Genomic DNA, 18,010 nt, shown 5'->3' with positions numbered 1-18,010 from the left:
ATGATTGAATTAAAACACGTTAACAAGTATTACCGCAATGATGAAGAGGAATTACATGTTTTAAAAGATATTAATATGTCGGTTGAAGCTGGTGAAATGATTGCTGTCATGGGCCCATCTGGTTCGGGTAAATCGACCTTGATTAACACATTGGGCTTTATTGATACAAAATTTGACGGCGAATACTTGTTTGAAGGAGAAAACTTAGTAACTTCTTCTGATGATCGGCTATCAAAAGTTCGGAATCAAATCGTCGGTTTTGTCTTTCAGAATTTCAGTTTAATTGAAAATAATACCGTTTATGAGAATGTTGAATTGCCACTTTTGTATAATGGTTACGGATTTCATGAGACTAAAGAAAGAGTTATGGATGCTTTAGTTAAAGTTGGGATCGCTGATAAAGCTGATAAACATCCCAAACAACTTTCTGGGGGGCAACAACAGCGGGTTGCCATTGCACGGGCTTTGATAAATCAGCCTAGTTTTATTATTGCTGATGAGCCAACCGGTGCATTAGATACGCATACCTCGACTGAGATTATGGAACTTTTCCGTGAGTTGAATCGCAAAGAAAGTGCGACAATTTTTCTAGTGACCCACGATCCGGAAGTTGTTCCTTACTGTGACCGTCTGATTAGTATTCGTGACGGGGCAATTATTGAAGATCGGGCGGTGATTCATGAGTGAAACTTTATGTAAACTGGCGGTCATCTCTAGGATCGATCTTTAAAAATAAAAAAAGAAGTGCTTTAACAATGTTCGGGATTGTGATTGGGATTGCGGCGGTAATAGCAATTTTGTCAATCGGTCGTGGTTTTGAAAAAGATACCATTGAAAGTTTGACACCTAACGAGTCTGAAGAAATTGAAATTAATTTACAATTTGCACCTGATGATCCAGCCTTGTATTATTCCAATATGGATTTGATTCAAAGTTCAGATTTTTCTTTGTTGGAAACAATTGATGGTGTGGAAAAAGTTAGCTATCCTAAAACAGATTTGGAATATATCTATCAAGATATTAATGTTCGTGGGAAAACTCGTAATAAACGAATCGGTGCCATTACCAGTAATGGGAAAAGTGTCCAAAGTGGTCGTAAATTAACTAGTTATGATAATCAAGTGGGCAACAAAGTAATTACAATTGATGCCGATACGGCCAAGGATTTATTTAGCCATGCAAATTCTGCCGTTGGTCGTGGACTGGAAATTAACGGGGAAGTTTATACGATTGTTGGTGTGTATCCGACAGGTGCGGGGATGACGATGTTTTCGGCAGAGGAAGCCAGCATTGAGATGCCTAAAAAAACCTACGAAAAATTCTTCCAAAACGTTCAAGAAACTAGCGCGGTTGTTTTAACTTTGGATTCAGCAGCCAAACCTTCTCAAGTAACTGATAAAGCCGTAAAACTTTTAGAAAAAAATGGTGCCCTGCGAGATCAAGGAACCTACAGTGTTTCTGATATGGCGATGATGACGGATGGCATTAGTAGTGTTTTAAATACGATTACTTTATTCATTAGTGCCGTAGCAGGTATTTCATTATTTATTGCTGGTGTCGGCGTTATGAACATGATGTACATTTCAGTTTCTGAACGAACCAAGGAAATCGGAATTCGCCGTGCTTTAGGTGCTACACGAGGTGCGATTCGCACGCAATTCTTACTAGAAGGAGTGACCTTAACTTTAGTGGGTGGTTTTATTGGCTATCTATTAGGTATGATTGTCGCTTATGCAATTGGTAGTGCGATGGATATTTCTGTTTCAGTAGATTTCTTTACGGTTGCATTAGCAGTTGGTGTCTCTGGTGGGATTGGGCTAATCTTCTCAGTTATGCCAGCATCAGAAGCAGCTAAGAAAGATTTGATTGATATTTTAAGATAAAAAGTAGTAGCTGATGAAAAATTCATCAGCTACTCTTTTTTTTCGGGCATAATAAAATGTAAAATGCGAGCAATCGTTTTGTTTAAGGTAACGGTTACTTTTGGTCGCGATAAAATGTATAAAATACCGGCAGAACCAGCTACGATCAAACCGAGATGGATCCAAGGATTACGGACACCCTGAGTAAATTGGACTAAGGGTGCGACGAGATAAATATGCAGCAGATAAATCGCTAAAGTTTTTTGCCCCCAAGAAGAAAAAAAGTGGGGTTTGTTATTAGCCAAACTTAAAAAGGCAAAGATAAAGGCAAAACCAACAATATACAATAAAATATCGGCAATTAAATTTTGATACAGCGGTAAGGTAAAAAGATTATAAGCGCGATCGCCCCATAAAATTTCTGGTGGTAGATGACTTTGAACCCAGAAATAAGCAATTACAATACCAGCGATAATCACGCCCACACTGATGGGCTTATTCCATTTAATATTGCGAATACGGGCGATTTTTTCTGGAGTAGTATAATAACCGGCTAAAAAGTAAGGCAGAAAGCTTAATGTTCTTGCCATGGCCATATACGTTCCAAACTCGGTGAGGAACCCAGAAAAAATCCCGACGGTAAAGCTTAACAATAAAATGCGCCGCACCTTCACTAAATCGGGCAATAGCAATCGCCAGATGAACATGCAATACAAATACCAGAGCGTCCACCCAGGGCTTAATATCATAATGGCTTGAATTTTACCCATCAGTAATAAAATAATACTTAAAACTAAATTCAATAATAAATAAGGGATTAAAAAAGATTCAACCGCAGTTTTTCGCCCCTTAGCTAAATTTTTTGAAAAGTAGCCAGAAATAAAAATGAAAGCTGGCATGTGAAATAGGTAAATAAAGACGTAAAAAAATTCACCAATCGGGCTATCTAAGCGAAAATATTCTAACGCGTGTCCTAAAACAACCAACGAAATTAAGACACCACGAATATTATCAAACGACAAATCCCGTCCATTTTTTTCGATAGCAGATTCTCCTTTCCCCTTTAATAGTATGGTAAAATGAAGAAACATTTTTCTTTTACTATTTTAGCACGAGCGGCTAAAAAATACTCTAGTTGATTGTCAGGAGGTATGCAATGCGTTATTCCGCGAAATTTGTTAAAGGCTTATTTAAAGTCTTAAATATGAAAAAAATTGTAGGAATTTCTATGATTGATCCACCTAAGCGCCGCAATATTATCGCCAAACAATTAAAGCGGATCGATATTCCGCAAAAAGTTCAAAGTCTTGATGGTCATCAGTTGATTACGTTATTACCGGCCCATCCGACGAAGCGCCACGTCTTTTATTTGCATGGTGGCGGTTATGCTTTAGAAGCTTCACCTTTTCATAAAAATTTACAAGAACGTTTTGTAAAAAGATATAATTTAAAGGTCAGCTATTTTGACTATCCTTTAGCACCAGAAAATACTGCTGAAAAAACCTTACCGTTGACAGAAAAAGCTTTTCGTCATTTAAATTTTCTCTATCCAGATGACAAGTTCTATTTGTTTGGTGATTCGGCTGGTGGCGGTTTAGCAATGAGTCTGGCGCAATTATTACGGGACATCGATTTGGAACAGCGTCCGGAAAAAATTGCTTTGGTTTCTCCTTGGTTAGATGCAACAGTTAGTGATCCGCGATCTAATGAATTGCAAGAAAAAGATGTCTTGTTAGAAAAAGACTTGTTAACTGAAGCTGGGGAAAACTATGCTGGAACTTGGGCAGTGACTGATCCGCGGGTTTCACCAATTTATGGCAATTTTGACGATTTGGGTCGGTTGTTTGTAATTGCTGGAACGGATGAAATTTTATATCCTGATGTTTTACGTTTGCAAGAGCGAATTAAACGGAGTGAAAATACAGAGATGACATTGACGGTGGTTCCCGATATGATGCATGATTTTGTGGTTTATCCCTTAAAAGAATCATTGACTTACATCGATCAAATCGGTGAATTTTTTAGTGAGAAACAGGAGAAATAATGGATGGATTCAAGGAGTACGAAATGGTCTCAGAAGCTGATTCAAATATTGCCAGTGATTGGCTTGATCGCTTTCGTGGTAATTTTGTTATATGTTCGTCACAGCGGTATTACTACTGCGAAAGATTTACAAAATTTTATTAAACAGTTTGGCAATTTTGCGGTAGTAGTCTTTATTATTATCCAAGTGATTCAGCCGATTGTTCCATTTTTACCTGGGGGTATTGCGACCGTCGTAGGGATGTGGATGTTTGGCAATCTACCGGGAATTATTTATAGCTACATTGGACTAGTGGTGGGTGAGGTGTTGTTATTCTTACTTATTCGTCGATTTGGGCGAAGATTTGCTCGCTTTGTTTTATCGCCAAAAAATTATCAAACTTTTGAAACGGGACTTTTAAAACACGAAAAAAAAATTAAACGAACACTGATTGTTTGTTTTATTTTTCCATTTTTACCAGATGATATTATGTGTCTGGTTGCCGGGATGACAGATTTACCACTGAAAAATTATTTGCAGATTGTCTTGACCTTTAAAATTTGGTCGGTAGCTAGTTATGGCTATTTAGTTGTTTATATCATACATAAAGCTTTTTAAAGCTTGCAATTGCTGGGCAATCTGTTAATATTAGCTTCATGCGATGAGCCGAATGAATCATTTTTGATTCATTTACCCAGAGGCACACGAAATTTATTTCACCTGCCGGATTTGCAGGGTGTTGGAAAAAGTTTTTGTGGAGAAATCTTTTTCTATCTTTTTAGATACTGGTTTAGCCCCAACATTTAGGTGTTGGGGCTTTTTTATTTTTCTCCTGTGTGAATCATAGCAGCACCTAAAGCTAGACTTTGATGCTGTACTTTTTGATAGCCTTGTTGCAGGAATAATTTATCTAAGGCAATGGGAGTCAAAAACTTTTGCGTACTGCTTTGTAAATAATCATAAGCCGACATTTGATGAATCAAGCTGCCCATTAAAGGAATGATTTTTTCCAAATATAATTTCCAGCCGAAACGAATGACAATTTTTTGCGGTTGCGAGGTTTCTAAGACAATGACTTTTCCGCATGGTTTGACGACTCTTCGCATTTCTGCCAAAGTCAATCCAGCATCAGGAACATTTCGCAATCCAAAGCCAATCACACAAGCATCAAAGCTATCATCAGGAAAAGGCAGTTGTTGGGCATCGCCTTTTATTAATGTGATATTTTTATGTTGTTCAGCTTTTATTTTTTGCTGCGCGATTTTTAACATTTCACGACTGAAATCTAAACCCGTCACTTTACCAGTAGCTCCTACCATTTCGGCTAGAGATAAGCTCCAATCGCCGGTCCCACAGCATACATCTAAAACTTGTGCTCCTTCAACTAAATCAAGTTTACTATTGGCTTTTTTTCGCCAACGGTCGTGCATACCAAGACTTATCAAGTTATTCATTTTATCGTAATCGTTAGCGATCCCATCAAAAATTTGATTGACTTCTTTTTTTGAAGTTTGATTGGTTAAAGCCATCTGCGTCACTCCTTTTTCTTTATTAAAATTATCATAATGACAGCAAATAAAAAAGCCTTAGGAAAATCCTAAGACTACATGAATAAACTTTTATAAATGAAAATACCTAAAATGGATGCAGCAATTGGTGCAACGACTGGTACCCAAGCGTAGTCCCAATTAGAGCTACCTTTGTGCTTCAATGGTAAGATGGCATGTAAAACCCGTGGTGCAAAATCGCGGGCAGGATTTAGACCTGGTCCAGTTGGTCCGCCAAAAGAGGCAACTAAAGTCCAAACTAAGAAACCTAAAGCCAAATGAGCTGTTCCCAGATTGTCTTGGAAGAAAGGTGCTTTTGTTATTCCTAACGCGCCCAAAAATAATATAAATGAACCGACAAATTCATTGATGAAGCCAAATAATTTTGAATCGGTATTGTCAATTGTTGAAAATGTTCCTAAAATATGACGAGGATTCGTCGTTTGATCAAAATAAGGTTTGTAAGTAATAACTACAATCAATTGTCCGATGAAAGCTCCTAAAAGTTGCGCACCAATATAAGGTAAAACTTCTGCCCAAGGGAACAATCCGTTCATTGCTAAACCTAAAGTAAACGCAGGGTTAATATGATTGCCGCTAATTGCACCAAACATCATTGCTGGTAACATTACCCCGACACCATAACCGACAGCAATCAGCATCCAATCACTACCATGTCCTTTAGTTCCTTTTAAATCAACATTTGCTACTGCGCCATTACCTAACATTACTAAAAGCGCTGTCCCGATAAATTCGGCCGCTAAGCGCGTTGTCAGTGAATAATCCATTTTTTCCTCCTAAAATAAATCATGAAAATATTATGAAAATTCCATTTTATACTATAAGCTTTATTGACGCCAATGGCAAATAAAAATATATAAAAAAACAATTAAAAAATGATAGGTGAAGAGTAAAACAAAGAGTTAATCGGATAAAAAAACGTTTTCGTAAAAGAATAAATAATTTTGTGAAAAAATGTTCATATGTAAAACAATGAAAACTTTTGCCGATAAAAAAACTCTAGCCTATAATGGAATAAAAAGGAGACATTCATGTATTTCAATTCACTTAAAAAAGCAGCCGTCCTTTTGTTGATTATTTTATTATTGGTCATAGGTCGCAGATTGCTGTTTCAACCTAACTTTTCTGCCAGTTTAATTGGTAATAAGGGCTTATTTTTAGTCAGTTTGTTAGGTATTTGGTTAGCATTGAGTTTTTTGTTTGGGAGTTTATACTATTTGTATCGTCGAAATCAGAAATAAGTTGGAGGAGTATATAAATGTTTAATCAAGAAAGTTTTAAAGTTTTCGAAGTGGATGGATTAGATGAACGAATGACCGTTATTCGCAGTCAAATCCAGCCAGTTTTTCAAACACTAAATGAATATTTTAAAGTTAATTTGGAACCTGTAATTAACGAGGAGCTGTATATTCATATCGCTCAGCACCGTCGTCGTAGTGTTTATCCTCCAGAAAATACATGGTCAGCCATTAGTCGAAAAAAACGCGGTTATAAAATGGAGCCTCATTTTCAATTAGGTATTTGGCCGGAGTATGTATTTATGTGGTTATCTTTGATTGATCAGCCAAAAAACGAAAAAGTAATCGCCCAAAAAATGCTGGATCATTTAGAGTTGTTTACAAAATTACCAGCTGATTTTGTCGTTTCAAAAGACCATACTCAGCCAGAAGTATTACCGGCAACAATTGAAAATATCGAAAAAACATTGATTCGTTTTCGTGATGTTAAAAAAGGTGAGTTTCAAATTGGACGAATAATTCCGAAAGAAAGTGAATTATGGCAGCAACCGGATGAAGCACAAAAATATATGCTAGAAACTTATCAAGCATTATTGCCTATTTATCAATTAGTCAGCACTGAAAGTGAGTAGAAAAGCATGAAAGATCAAGTGATGGCATTATTGGCCTTTTTAGGAGATTGGTTGTTGTTCATTTTCCCGATGTACCAAGGCGTTTTAGAAATTACGGAACAAAAAAAAGCCCTCAGGCGTTTCATGAAAAAAGGGAAGAAGTACCCAGATATTTCTCTTTGGTATTGGTTGCTGCCACCATATAAAATTTTTTTGGAACGGCAACGAATAAAGCGGATATTGAGAGATAGTATTGATAGTGAAAAAAACTTTTTTGTGATGCAGCCATTTATGAACAAGGCAACTGCTTGGTTTTTTGTAGCGATAGCGGGACTATTGAATGGTATTGCGGCTACCAATGATTTGTTGGAACAGTTTAAAGTTGAGTTACCTTGGCCGCTGTTTATCTTACTTATTTTAGTATTGATTGTCTCTGGTATTTTACAAGTAATCTATCGATCTAGTAAAAGACGTCAATCGCAACAATTACAGAAATATCAAAAAGGAGCGAAATAAATTCGCTCCTTTTAACTTAGCCAAAAACGGATCAAGACTAATAGTAATAGGTGGGCCGGATAAAAAAGATAAAAGCCCCATTTTACCCAAGCTGGCGAGTATCCTCGTTTACCATTATAAGAAAGTAGCAACGGAATAACTAATAAAATACCTAATCCTGAGAGTACAATATACAACGGTACTGTTGCCGGCTTAACTAAATAAGCACTGAAGTACAGAAAAACTAAACCAGCAGTTGTATAAAGGACAGGGATAATGATTTTCTTTTTAGGATCCTTGATCCGATAGAAACCGTAAATCATCAGAACGCCAATAATTGACCAATCAGATACCATTGTCGCAAAAGCAAAAAGGAAAACTAACAAACCGCGAATAGCAGAGCTCTCGATTTTTTCTGTGACCATCAACAACAACAAGCCCATCAACAAACTAAAGAAGATATTATTCACTAAGCTGGTAACTAAAAAAGGCTGAGTTGGATGAAAAAGCAGCTGGAAAGGAACAATCGAAATTAACCAAAAAGCCGCTAGCCGTAAAGCATATTTTTTTCGATTACGGGTATAGTGGAATCCTTCCACCAGTAGATACGCCATGATGGGAAAAGTCAGCTTACCAATTGTTTCAGTGAAAAAGTAGCCGGCTTGAGAATACTGACCCAAATGAAAACCAGTCCCGATATGGTTTAAGGTCATGGCGATGATTGCAATAATTTTTAAGTGAAACCCATTAATTTTTTTAGACATAATAACCTCCTGCAGAATATTTTACAGGAAAAAAGCTCCCGCTACAAAAGCAGGAGCAAAATTTTATTGATAAAGCATCCGAGTATAACTTAGTCTACGTCCAATTATTACAGCCAAATAACCAGCCGCAAAAGCCTTGATGATACTAGGTAGAATAAAAGGAATTAAGCCAGCGGCGAAAGCTCCGGTCCAAGTCATACTGCCGCTAACTTTTAACCAGGCAGCGCCAAATAGTAGCGTTATAAAAGTACCCACCAAGTTTGCCAAAATAGCGTTGAAAAAATTCAAATGAGTTTTCTCAAGAATCCAGCCAGTGGTAAAGGCACTAAAAATAAAACCAATTAAAAAGCCGCCAGTCGGTCCAAATAAGACTGCAAATCCGGCATTTCCTCCTGCAAATACAGGTAAGCCAATCAATCCTAATAATAAATAAATAAGCACGGCAATGGTACCAGTCTTTTTCCCTAGTAAAGTTACTGCAAAACCGACCGCAAAAGTTTGTAAAGTTAAGGGAATGGTACCTAAAGGAATGGTAAATTGTGACAAAATACTAATTATTGCAGCAAATAATCCTGCTAATACAAGTTCCCGAGTGGATAATTTCAAATGATAACCTTCTTTCTGAAAAACGTTAACCAAATTATAAAATAAGGTTAACGATATGTAAAGAAAATTTTTTGCAATTTTTCATAGCTAAAAAAACTCTCGTTAAAAATCAACGAGAGAGGATCAATTATTTTATTGCCAATAGCCTTCATGGACAGCCGCAGCTTCTCTCTCGATTTCGGGAAAGGGTCCAATGACGGTAATTTCTTTTTGTCCTTTTGCAAAAACATCGCGACAAGGCAAATCAAAGGTAGGATTTTGTTCATTGCTGCCAGTTAATTCCAGCAACTTTCTTTCAGTCATCCCAAAAACAACTGTACCCACGTTAGTCCAATAAGTGGCACCAGCACACATTGCACAAGGCTCAGCAGTCGTATACATTGTACAATTCCATAAAAAATCTTTGTCATATTGTTGAGAAGCGCGTTGCATTAAACTCGTTTCTGCATGTCCAGTACAAATATGTTCCGTAATTTCAATATTTTCTTGTTCTAATAGAATATTTCCTTGGTCGTCCACCAACAGTGCACCAAAAGGCGTATTTCCATGTGCTCGTGCTTTTTTTGACAATTCAATTGCTCTTTTTAAAAACTGAAGATGTTTCACTCGTTCTTCCAAGATAAGCCTCCGTTCTAGTATAGATATTTGGAGCTATAAACTTTCTCCGTTTGTACGAATTAATTCTTGATACCAATAAAATGAATCTTTTTTATAGCGCTTTAGGTCTTTGAGGTCATCGTCTGTTCGATTAACATAAACAAATCCATAGCGTTTTTTGTAGCCATTACTTGTGCTCAACAAATCGATTGCTGTCCAAGCATTATAGGAAATCATACTGACACCATAATCTATTGCGCGTTTTATGGCAGCTAGGTGTTTTGTTAAAAATTCGATACGATAAGGATCATGAACGCTACCATCATCTTCTAAAATATCTGGAGCACCTAAGCCGTTTTCAGTAATCATCATTGGGACACCGTACATATCATGAATATAGCGTAGTGAGAACTCTAAGCCAGCAGGATCAATCGTCCAATCCCATTGTGTAGCTTCAAGGTTGTCGTTTCGAACAATTTCATAAAAATCAGGTTGAATTTCATAACCAGAAATTGCCCCTTTTTCTCCAGTCAAATTCACACCAGACATTCGTCGCTTGGCTCCAGGTTGTGTTGCTTTGGCGCAATAACTAGAATAATAATTCACTGCTAAAAAATCAGAATAGCCATCCTTAAATATTTCTTCATCACCCGGTAACATCACTGGCGCCAAACTGTTCTTTTGCAAGTAGATGAAAGCAGCTTCATTATAATGTCCTTTAAAATAAACATCAAGATAATAAAGATTTCTAAGCGCATTTGCATTGGCTGAAGCTACAGCGTCTTCTCCTTTAGTTGTTGCTGGATAAATTGGAGTGAAATCAATTGGTGCACCTACCATCCCATTTGGTACATAATCGTGCACTTTTTTACAGGCAATAGCATGTGCAAGACTCAAATGATGATTGATTTGATACTTAATTTGTTCGTTATTAAGATATTTTTCATCAACAATGTTTTTTGTATCCCAGTATTGAACGATAATATTTTGTTCGTTAATAGTTGTCCAATATTTTACTTTTGAAGCATATTCTTTAATTACAAAATCAGCGTAACGTTCAAAATCGACAACGCTTTGACGGTCAATCCAACCATTATATTTTTCAATTAAGGCCAATGGCATATCGTAATGGTAGAGTGTTGGAATTGGTTCAATCCCTGCATTTAATAATTCATCAATTAAGTCGTGATAAAAATCAACCCCCTTTTGATTGATTTTCGTCCCGCCATCAGGGAAAATTCTAGGCCAAGAAATAGAAAAACGATAAGAAGAGAAACCCATTTCTTTCATTAAAGCAACATCCTCTTTATAACGATGATAGTGGTCACTACAAACAGTAGTATCAGCAAAACCTTCTTTTTTATTTAAAATATCTTGTTGAGAGAGTAATTTTCCATCGTCAAGATAAGCTCCTTCAACTTGATAAGCGCTAGTGGATGCTCCCCACATAAATCCTTCTGGAAATTTTTTGTTCATGAGATTACTTCCTTTCTTCATTAATTTTGTTCGTTAATTGTTTATGCATTTTTACCATTGAATGGGCAAAATTTAGCTCACTCATGATCGTCATTAAAGTATCTTGAGCATGAATAAATAATAGGTTAGGTAATTCTAATTTATCTTCAGAAAGACTTTTTTGGATCATATCAGTTTGAGCCAAATGTGCAGCCGTGATATTTTCTTGTGCCTCAATCAAATACTTTTCAGCTTGAGCATAGTCTTCCTGCATAGCTGCATCTAATGCGTTTTGAGCAAAATTTCTAGCATCTCCGGCAAAAAGAATGATTTGCATGGATACTTCTTCGAATATTTCAGGATTGATCATTTTTTTCTCTCCTTTACAGCAAGAATTTAAGGTATTAAATTGTTTCTGCTTCGATCGCATCTTCTAAAATCATTTGTTTTTCGAAAACTTTAAAAAATGGATACCAGATTAAAAAGAAGATAACAAACATTACTAAATAAACAGGAATACCACGCCAGTCATTGGTAATCATAACAGTTGATGCAGGCGCCGGAATCTGGCCAACTTGAATCATTTTTGCTGGAATATTTAGTAGTCCAGTTCGCATAACAAGCCAAACAATTGTTGGACCGACGATAGAATTAATCCACATAGGAAGCATCAATAAAGGATTCATAACAATAGGTGTACCGTATACAATCGGCTCATTAATATTGAAAATTGAAGGAAGAATACAGATTCTGCCAGTCGCTTTTAATGAACTAGATTTTGAAAACATCATCATCAAATTTAATGTAAGAGTAGCACCCATACCACCCATCGTAATTAATCCAGCGGTATAAACAGTCTCATTGGTTACGATATTTATCGGGGCCATTCCGTTTGCTGCTAACTCAATATTAGCCGTGATACCAGCCATGAAAATAGTAGTGGTTAACGGAGTGAATAACCAATTGGAAACCCCGATAGAATAAAAGAAATTAGGAATTAGAACAATTAGAATAAAGCCCGGCAAGGTTTGTCCCATATTTTGAATGGGTGAGAAAATATTTAAAATTGCTGCAAAAATATCAAATTTTAACCATAATGTTACAAGTGCCGCCGTACCAACGCTAAGTAATATAGGAATAATATTATTTATCCAGTTGGCAACAAAATCTGGCATACTTGAATTCTCAAATAAATGTAACTTGGCTATAGCATTAAATACGGCTGATACAAAAATCCCTACAATAATGCCCACCAATATACCAGTTGGACCAAAGCGTCCAGCTGGAATCATCGTAAAACCATCTGATTCAGTTGGCATTGTAGACATATAATAAACGGCGATGGCGACAATACCTGCGGTCACTGAATAGTCTGAATGACGTAATTTTTCCATAACTTGATTGGCAATCATAAAAGATGTAATCAAGCCTAGTAGCCCAAATGTATTTGCAGCCAAAGGCCATAAATCAGGTAGCTGCGGAAACATATCTCTAAAAACACCATAAAGAAAAATAAGTGAGCCAGATAAAATAAATGGTAAATTTTTTTGCATGGCACTAGAAACAGCTGCAACCCAAGGACGATCTACAATTTTTTGCATTGCTGGAGCAAATGAATCATTCAACCAATCGATAAATTTATTCATTATCGTTTCCTCCTAATCTTTAACTGATAATGTTTCTATTGCTAGTTTGATTAGTGCTTCACCATCAAGCAGACCGTAAATTTTTTTTGGAATTACTAGCACAGGTACATTAAAAGGGGCAGCCATCTTACTAAATTGCTCTTGATGGGATGAAAAATGAGGACCCAGAAAGAGAATGTCAATATTTTGAAAGTGTTTGTGAACTTCACTTTCGCTTCTAGCAGAAACTTCAGCATTTAACTCCAATTTTTTTGCAGCTTTACGAGCTTTATTAGCCAGCATCCCACTGGACATACCGGCACCACAGCACAGCATAATTTTGATTGTTTCCATATAATTTCCTCCACTTCTTGATAAAACTATTATCTCTATCCCAATTTTTGGAATCAACTAAGCTTTTGGTCCGAAAGGTATAAAAGTTTAGTTGAATTAAAAAAAGACAATTTGTATGATTAAATTAAGATAACAGAAAAGGAGGTAACTATTTATGAGACGGAAAGAAGCACGTTTGTTAGTTTTATTGGCACGTCAAACACAACCCGTATCCTCCTTTTATATAGCAAAACAGCTGGATATATCAAAAAACAGTGTTAAAAATTTAATTTATAAAATGAATGACCAAAGTAAAGATAAAATAATTGATTCTTCTAGGGCTGGCTACTGGCTAAATGAATATGGAATGACAATGTTGTCTAATGAAAAATCAAGCATTCCTCAAACATACATAGAACGTGCCTTTTTTATTATTCGTACGGTAATGTTAAAAAAAACATCTCAAGATATTTATGAAATAGCTGATGAGTTATTTGTGAGTTACTCGACCTTAAAAAATACATTGCAGCGAATGAATAAAACTTTTGAACGTTTCCAGGTACGTTTTCTATCAAAAAAAGATAATATCATCATTCAAGGCGAAGAAGAAGATCTGAGGAGGCTGGCTGCTTATGCAGTATCTGAGGAAACCAATTGGCAATTTTTAGATCTGGCGCCAATCAAAGAAACATTTGGTCATGCTTTTGTTGAAAAAACCGAAGAAATTATCCGTCTGAATTTTAAAAAATATCATGCTTATTTAAATGATTTTGCTTTTATGAATTTACTACTTCATTTATTAATTTTGATTGAACGAGTAGAGAAAGGAAATCATATCGAAGAAACTTCAGGATTAGATAAAAGAAAAAATAATGAAGATACTAACAAGCTTATCGTGGCACTTTGGGAAGAATTCGAGGCGACATTTTCTATTTCACTAAACCAAGGAGATAAGGATGAGATTGCCTATTTTGTTTTAACTACAGCAAGCCAAGTCAACGAAGTTTCTTTTAAAGAAATTGTAGGAGCTGTTGAAAAAAAACTATTGGAAGATGTACAACAAATTGCTAATGAAGTAAATGAAATTTATCGTATCAATTTGATCAATCCATATTTTCTTTCTCAATTTTCTTTACATGTGCATGGATTGATTCAACGTGCAACCAATAAGCGTTACAATCGAAATCCGTTATTGGAGAATATTAAAGTGGACTGTCGGATGATCTTTGATATTGCGGTGTTTTTTTCTTTACGAATTGAGGGAATCTACCACATTGATGTAGTTGAGGATGAAATTGCTTATATTGCTATCCATTTAGCATCTGAAATTGAGCGGCAAAAAGTTAACGAGGAGAAAATCCAAGCAGTTTTGTTTACGCCTAATTATAATTTTCATGCAAGCAGTGTAGAACAACAATTGGTCGCTATTGTGAATAACGATGTTCATATTAAAGCAGTGATTTCTCAGATTGAAGAACTGGATAATTATCAATTTGATCTTTTGTTCACCACAGTAGATATTTCTTTAAGTGGACCTTATACGATTATTCGTATTCCGATGTTTATAAATAGTGAAAATAGAAACATAATACTACAGCGTTTAACAGTTTTTCAACGGAATCAAAAAAGAAAAATTTTATTAGAAAATTTCAATAAGTATTTTTCTGAAGATTTATTTTACAGCGATCTAGTTTTTAAAAATAAAATGGACCTAATCCATCAATTGTGCGAAACGATGGAAGAAAAAGGGGTAGTACAAGAAAATTTTGAAACGAGTGTATTACAACGTGAGAATGCAGCGTCTACAGCTTTCTCTAATATTGCTATTCCGCATTCGTTACAAATGGATGCAATAAAAACAAGTATTGCTGTAGTTATAAGCAAAAAAGGCATTGAATGGGATGATGAACGTGTTCATGTGGTCTTATTATTTGCTGTTAATTACGTGGATCGTCATTATTTTTCTCAAATTTATGAGTCACTCATCCATATCTTTGACCATCCTCAAATTATAAATAAGATATCTAAACTGAGAAGTTTGGCGGATGTTAGACAATTAATAGAAAATGAAAAATTTTCCATCTAACCTTATAAATATAAAATACTGCCACTTATAATCATTAGGCAGTATTTTTTAAAACAAAAAAACATCCCGAATCCTCGAGAGGATTTGGGATGTTTTGCATGAAATCTTAAAGTAATTTGTTGTAGTATTCTACGACTAGGGCTTCGTCGATTTCTGGGTTTAGTTCTTCACGTTCTGGTAAACGAGATAATGAACCTTCTAATTTTTCATCGTCAAAGCTTACGAAAGCTGGACGACCTAAAGCTGATTCAACTGCTTCTTTAATAGAAGAATTGTTTTTAGATTTTTCGCGGATACCAATAACTTGGCCAACTTCCACTTCATATGAAGGGATATCTACGCGTTTGCCATCAACAGTCACGTGACCGTGGTTTACTAATTGACGAGCTTGACGACGAGTAGTTGCTAAACCTAGACGGTAAACAACATTATCTAAGCGACGTTCTAGTAAGATCATGAAGTTAACACCGTGTTTACCTTCTTTGATTTTGCTAGCGCGCATAAACATGTTACGGAATTGACGTTCATTTAAACCGTAAGTGAAACGTAATTTTTGTTTTTCAGCCATTTGCAAGCCGTATTCTGATTTTTTACCACGGCTGTTTGGTCCATGTTGACCTGGTGCATATGGGCGACGTGATAATTCTTTACCTGTGCCAGATAATGAAATACCTAGGCGACGAGATTGTTTCCAAGATGGTCCTGTATAACGAGACATTGAAAAATTCCTCCAATAAGTTTATTTGGAGTAAAATAATCCGTTGAAAAATTCATATCCGTGCAGTTCCTTCTTCAATCTTCACCTTTGCAGCCGCGGTTACGCAATTGAACCGAGTACGGCAAGAAACTGGGGACGGGCTATTACTTTTCTGCTGCATTATTTTACACAAGTTCCAGTATAAGCGATTTTCTAGTGGAGAGTCAAGGATATTCTTTAAAAGAAACAGATTTATCGGGCTATAATAAAGATTATTGTGCAATATATTTTGCAATCTGCTTTAAAATTTCATACAATGGAAATTGCCTATCTAGGTAAATACATATAATGGGGAATAATGATGGAACGAAAATTAATCGCATTGGATATTGATGGTACGTTGTTAAATAGTCAAAAGGAACCGTTGAATAGTACATTAAAAGGAATTCGTGAATTAAGAAAAGCTGGACATTTAGTAACAATCGCAACAGGACGTTCTCGTTTATTAGCTAACGAAGTGATTCATCAACTGGCTTGTGGCAATTATGTTGTTTGCAATGGTTCGGCGGCCTTCTTAGAACATGAACAAGTCTATCAACATCTATTAGATCGTGAAGCTTTGACACGTTTGATTGATTACGCTAGTTCAAAACAAATTGATACGGTTTTATTTGGTTTAGATTCAGTTGGACGTGTGACAGATTACAACTTCCCTTTACTATCAGATGCGATGAAATCTTTTGGTGGACCGCTACCACCATTAGATCCAGATTTTTTAACTGAACATAATGTTTATCAAGGTTGTTTATACTTTGATGAATCAAGCGATGTCGAGTTTAAAGAAGCATTTCCCGAATTTAGATTCGTTCGTTGGCATAAAAATAGTGTGGATATTGTTCCTCGCGGAGGTTCTAAAGCAGAAACCATTTTAGCTTTAGCAAAAAAAGTGGGCATTGAACAAAAAAATGTGATTGCCTTTGGTGATGGTAACAATGACATTGAAATGCTACGGACAGCTGGTTTCGGTGTGGCGATGGGTAACGCTAGTGCAAACGTACAAGCGGCCGCGGATATTGTGACCGACACAAATGACCATGATGGTATTTGGAACGCATTAGTAGAGTTAGAATTAGTTTAAGTAAAGTAAGAGCAGCCGTTTGTTAATCACTCGGTTGCTTTTTTTGATTGCCTTTTATTTAAAAAGAAAAACCTTTATAATGAGGCAAGAAGTTAACTAGAGAAGAGGAAAAAGTGTGCGTTTATTATTTATTGGCGATGTTGTAGGCTCTTTAGGTCGTAACACCATAACAGAATATTTACCACGGTTAAAAAAGAAATACCATCCGCAATTAACAATTGTCAATGGCGAAAATGCGGCTAGCGGTCGGGGGATTACTGAAAAAATTTATAAAAAGTTTTTACAAGATGGTGTCGACGTGGTGACTTTAGGCAATCATACTTGGGATAATCGCGATATTTTTGAATTTATTGGTGATGCAAAAAAAATGATTCGACCAGCAAATTTTCCAGCAGGAACGCCAGGTCAAGGAATTGTGTTTATTAAAATAAATGAATTAGAACTAGCGGTAATTAATTTGCAAGGTCGGGTATTTATGAATGATTTGGATGATCCTTTTAGAAAAGCCGATGAATTGGTGGCTGAAGCTCGCAAGCGGACAGAATACATTTTTATTGATTTTCACGGAGAAACGACTAGTGAGAAACAAGCGATGGGTTGGTATTTAGATGGGCAAGTTTCTGCCGTTGTTGGTACCCATACTCATGTCCAAACCAATGATGCCAGAATTTTACCAAAAGGCACGGCTTATTTAACGGATGTGGGTATGACTGGACCCTATGATGGTATTTTAGGAATGAAGCGTGGGCCGGTGATTGAGAAATTTATGACAGCTTTGCCAAAACGTTTTGAAGTAGTAGAAGAAGGCCGATTTGTTTTGTCCGGCTGTGTAATTGATTTAGATAAAGATGGTCGTGCTAAAAAAATTGAAAATATTTTAATTAATGAAGACCATCCGTTTAGGGAGTAAGC

At 36.1% G+C, this 18,010-nt stretch carries 21 protein-coding genes; 10 read left to right on the top strand and 11 right to left on the bottom strand.

Annotated features, from left to right (window positions below; genetic code table 11):
* Together KUA55_RS14040 and KUA55_RS14035 are read left to right on the top strand one after the other, a co-directional pair.
* Positions 1 to 687, top strand: coding sequence for an ABC transporter ATP-binding protein (locus KUA55_RS14040; protein WP_218327017.1), 687 nt, complete (start codon positions 1 to 3; stop codon positions 685 to 687).
* Positions 684 to 1,883: an ABC transporter permease gene (locus tag KUA55_RS14035; protein ID WP_218327016.1), complete on the top strand. Its 1,200-nt coding sequence runs from the start codon at positions 684 to 686 to the stop codon at positions 1,881 to 1,883. The genes KUA55_RS14040 and KUA55_RS14035 overlap by 4 nt, the downstream gene beginning before the upstream one ends.
* 29 nt (positions 1,884 to 1,912) lie before the next feature.
* On the opposite strand, the gene KUA55_RS14030 is transcribed toward KUA55_RS14035, so the two are convergent.
* Positions 1,913 to 2,953, bottom strand: a complete 1,041-nt coding sequence (locus tag KUA55_RS14030) for an acyltransferase family protein (RefSeq protein ID WP_218327015.1) — start codon at positions 2,951 to 2,953, stop codon at positions 1,913 to 1,915.
* 65 nt (positions 2,954 to 3,018) lie between these two features.
* On the opposite strand from KUA55_RS14030, the gene KUA55_RS14025 reads away from it, so the two are divergent.
* Both KUA55_RS14025 and KUA55_RS14020 read left to right on the top strand, forming a co-directional pair.
* Positions 3,019 to 3,906, top strand: coding sequence for an alpha/beta hydrolase fold domain-containing protein (locus KUA55_RS14025; RefSeq protein WP_218327014.1), 888 nt, complete (start codon positions 3,019 to 3,021; stop codon positions 3,904 to 3,906).
* A gap of 3 nt (positions 3,907 to 3,909) precedes the next feature.
* Positions 3,910 to 4,503, top strand: a complete 594-nt coding sequence (locus KUA55_RS14020) for a VTT domain-containing protein (RefSeq protein WP_218327013.1) — start codon at positions 3,910 to 3,912, stop codon at positions 4,501 to 4,503.
* 203 nt (positions 4,504 to 4,706) lie between these two features.
* Here KUA55_RS14020 and ubiE read toward each other — a convergent pair whose 3' ends face one another.
* Together ubiE and KUA55_RS14010 are read right to left on the bottom strand one after the other, a co-directional pair.
* Positions 4,707 to 5,414 (bottom strand): bifunctional demethylmenaquinone methyltransferase/2-methoxy-6-polyprenyl-1,4-benzoquinol methylase UbiE, encoded by a 708-nt coding sequence (gene ubiE, locus KUA55_RS14015; RefSeq protein ID WP_218327012.1) that lies wholly within the window; start codon positions 5,412 to 5,414, stop codon positions 4,707 to 4,709.
* Between the two features lie 74 nt (positions 5,415 to 5,488).
* On the bottom strand, positions 5,489 to 6,220 hold the full coding sequence (locus KUA55_RS14010) for an MIP/aquaporin family protein (protein WP_218327011.1): 732 nt from the start codon (positions 6,218 to 6,220) through the stop codon (positions 5,489 to 5,491).
* 264 nt (positions 6,221 to 6,484) lie between these two features.
* On the opposite strand from KUA55_RS14010, the gene KUA55_RS14005 reads away from it, so the two are divergent.
* The 3 genes from KUA55_RS14005 to KUA55_RS13995 are packed head-to-tail and all read left to right on the top strand — an operon-like array spanning position 6,485 to position 7,818.
* Entirely contained in the window at positions 6,485 to 6,694 is a 210-nt protein-coding gene (locus KUA55_RS14005) for a hypothetical protein (protein ID WP_218327010.1), read from the top strand.
* A 17-nt stretch (positions 6,695 to 6,711) separates the two neighbouring features.
* Positions 6,712 to 7,323, top strand: coding sequence for a DUF1054 domain-containing protein (locus KUA55_RS14000; protein ID WP_218327009.1), 612 nt, complete (start codon positions 6,712 to 6,714; stop codon positions 7,321 to 7,323).
* Between the two features lie 6 nt (positions 7,324 to 7,329).
* Positions 7,330 to 7,818: a lysophospholipid acyltransferase family protein gene (locus tag KUA55_RS13995; protein ID WP_218327008.1), complete on the top strand. Its 489-nt coding sequence runs from the start codon at positions 7,330 to 7,332 to the stop codon at positions 7,816 to 7,818.
* An 11-nt stretch (positions 7,819 to 7,829) separates the two neighbouring features.
* Here KUA55_RS13995 and KUA55_RS13990 read toward each other — a convergent pair whose 3' ends face one another.
* The 7 genes from KUA55_RS13990 to KUA55_RS13960 all read right to left on the bottom strand — a co-directional run bounded on the left by KUA55_RS13990 (position 7,830) and on the right by KUA55_RS13960 (position 13,198).
* The gene (locus KUA55_RS13990; RefSeq protein WP_218327007.1) at positions 7,830 to 8,561 is read right to left on the bottom strand and encodes a TraX family protein; all 732 of its coding nucleotides are present in this window, start codon (positions 8,559 to 8,561) and stop codon (positions 7,830 to 7,832) included.
* 63 nt (positions 8,562 to 8,624) lie between these two features.
* Positions 8,625 to 9,167: a biotin transporter BioY gene (locus KUA55_RS13985; protein WP_218327006.1), complete on the bottom strand. Its 543-nt coding sequence runs from the start codon at positions 9,165 to 9,167 to the stop codon at positions 8,625 to 8,627.
* A gap of 132 nt (positions 9,168 to 9,299) precedes the next feature.
* Complete coding sequence (locus KUA55_RS13980) at positions 9,300 to 9,785, bottom strand: nucleoside deaminase (RefSeq protein WP_218327005.1); 486 nt, start codon at positions 9,783 to 9,785, stop codon at positions 9,300 to 9,302.
* A gap of 33 nt (positions 9,786 to 9,818) precedes the next feature.
* On the bottom strand, positions 9,819 to 11,240 hold the full coding sequence (locus tag KUA55_RS13975) for a glycoside hydrolase family 1 protein (protein ID WP_218327004.1): 1,422 nt from the start codon (positions 11,238 to 11,240) through the stop codon (positions 9,819 to 9,821).
* Positions 11,241 to 11,244: 4 nt separating this feature from the next.
* Positions 11,245 to 11,589 (bottom strand): PTS lactose/cellobiose transporter subunit IIA, encoded by a 345-nt coding sequence (locus KUA55_RS13970; protein ID WP_218327003.1) that lies wholly within the window; start codon positions 11,587 to 11,589, stop codon positions 11,245 to 11,247.
* A 34-nt stretch (positions 11,590 to 11,623) separates the two neighbouring features.
* Positions 11,624 to 12,865 (bottom strand): PTS sugar transporter subunit IIC, encoded by a 1,242-nt coding sequence (locus KUA55_RS13965; protein ID WP_218327002.1) that lies wholly within the window; start codon positions 12,863 to 12,865, stop codon positions 11,624 to 11,626.
* A 12-nt stretch (positions 12,866 to 12,877) separates the two neighbouring features.
* Positions 12,878 to 13,198 carry a PTS sugar transporter subunit IIB gene (locus tag KUA55_RS13960; protein ID WP_218327001.1) on the bottom strand — a complete coding sequence of 107 codons (321 nt, stop codon included), beginning with the start codon at positions 13,196 to 13,198 and terminating at the stop codon, positions 12,878 to 12,880.
* 154 nt (positions 13,199 to 13,352) lie between these two features.
* Here KUA55_RS13960 and KUA55_RS13955 point away from each other — a divergent pair, with 154 nt between their 5' ends.
* Positions 13,353 to 15,263 (top strand): BglG family transcription antiterminator, encoded by a 1,911-nt coding sequence (locus tag KUA55_RS13955; protein WP_218327000.1) that lies wholly within the window; start codon positions 13,353 to 13,355, stop codon positions 15,261 to 15,263.
* Positions 15,264 to 15,369: 106 nt separating this feature from the next.
* Here KUA55_RS13955 and rpsD read toward each other — a convergent pair whose 3' ends face one another.
* Entirely contained in the window at positions 15,370 to 15,981 is a 612-nt protein-coding gene (gene rpsD / locus KUA55_RS13950) for a 30S ribosomal protein S4 (protein WP_218326999.1), read from the bottom strand.
* Positions 15,982 to 16,321: 340 nt separating this feature from the next.
* Between rpsD and KUA55_RS13945 the strand changes: the two genes are divergently transcribed.
* Both KUA55_RS13945 and KUA55_RS13940 read left to right on the top strand, forming a co-directional pair.
* The gene (locus KUA55_RS13945; RefSeq protein ID WP_218326998.1) at positions 16,322 to 17,098 is read left to right on the top strand and encodes an HAD family hydrolase; all 777 of its coding nucleotides are present in this window, start codon (positions 16,322 to 16,324) and stop codon (positions 17,096 to 17,098) included.
* A 115-nt stretch (positions 17,099 to 17,213) separates the two neighbouring features.
* Positions 17,214 to 18,008, top strand: coding sequence for a TIGR00282 family metallophosphoesterase (locus tag KUA55_RS13940; protein ID WP_218326997.1), 795 nt, complete (start codon positions 17,214 to 17,216; stop codon positions 18,006 to 18,008).
* Positions 18,009 to 18,010 lie beyond the last annotated feature (2 nt).

It is taken from the genome of Enterococcus alishanensis, from assembly GCF_019218635.1.
Classification (GTDB): Bacteria; Bacillota; Bacilli; order Lactobacillales; family Enterococcaceae; genus Enterococcus_A; species Enterococcus_A alishanensis.
Note: the sequence above shows the minus strand (reverse complement) of the source record. Positions and strands in the feature narration are given on the sequence as shown.

Excerpts from the sequence above, each read along its gene's own strand:
- KUA55_RS14040 (WP_218327017.1), top strand. The coding sequence starts at position 1 with ATGATTGAATTAAAACACGTTAACAAGTATTACCGCAATGATGAAGAG.
- KUA55_RS14030 (WP_218327015.1), bottom strand. The coding sequence starts at position 2,953 with ATGTTTCTTCATTTTACCATACTATTAAAGGGGAAAGGAGAATCTGCT.
- KUA55_RS14025 (WP_218327014.1), top strand. The coding sequence starts at position 3,019 with ATGCGTTATTCCGCGAAATTTGTTAAAGGCTTATTTAAAGTCTTAAAT.
- KUA55_RS14020 (WP_218327013.1), top strand. The coding sequence starts at position 3,910 with ATGGATTCAAGGAGTACGAAATGGTCTCAGAAGCTGATTCAAATATTG.
- ubiE (WP_218327012.1), bottom strand. The coding sequence starts at position 5,414 with ATGGCTTTAACCAATCAAACTTCAAAAAAAGAAGTCAATCAAATTTTT.
- KUA55_RS14010 (WP_218327011.1), bottom strand. The coding sequence starts at position 6,220 with ATGGATTATTCACTGACAACGCGCTTAGCGGCCGAATTTATCGGGACA.
- KUA55_RS14005 (WP_218327010.1), top strand. The coding sequence starts at position 6,485 with ATGTATTTCAATTCACTTAAAAAAGCAGCCGTCCTTTTGTTGATTATT.
- KUA55_RS14000 (WP_218327009.1), top strand. The coding sequence starts at position 6,712 with ATGTTTAATCAAGAAAGTTTTAAAGTTTTCGAAGTGGATGGATTAGAT.
- KUA55_RS13995 (WP_218327008.1), top strand. The coding sequence starts at position 7,330 with ATGAAAGATCAAGTGATGGCATTATTGGCCTTTTTAGGAGATTGGTTG.
- KUA55_RS13990 (WP_218327007.1), bottom strand. The coding sequence starts at position 8,561 with ATGTCTAAAAAAATTAATGGGTTTCACTTAAAAATTATTGCAATCATC.
- KUA55_RS13975 (WP_218327004.1), bottom strand. The coding sequence starts at position 11,240 with ATGAACAAAAAATTTCCAGAAGGATTTATGTGGGGAGCATCCACTAGC.
- KUA55_RS13970 (WP_218327003.1), bottom strand. The coding sequence starts at position 11,589 with ATGATCAATCCTGAAATATTCGAAGAAGTATCCATGCAAATCATTCTT.
- KUA55_RS13965 (WP_218327002.1), bottom strand. The coding sequence starts at position 12,865 with ATGAATAAATTTATCGATTGGTTGAATGATTCATTTGCTCCAGCAATG.
- KUA55_RS13960 (WP_218327001.1), bottom strand. The coding sequence starts at position 13,198 with ATGGAAACAATCAAAATTATGCTGTGCTGTGGTGCCGGTATGTCCAGT.
- KUA55_RS13955 (WP_218327000.1), top strand. The coding sequence starts at position 13,353 with ATGAGACGGAAAGAAGCACGTTTGTTAGTTTTATTGGCACGTCAAACA.
- rpsD (WP_218326999.1), bottom strand. The coding sequence starts at position 15,981 with ATGTCTCGTTATACAGGACCATCTTGGAAACAATCTCGTCGCCTAGGT.
- KUA55_RS13945 (WP_218326998.1), top strand. The coding sequence starts at position 16,322 with ATGGAACGAAAATTAATCGCATTGGATATTGATGGTACGTTGTTAAAT.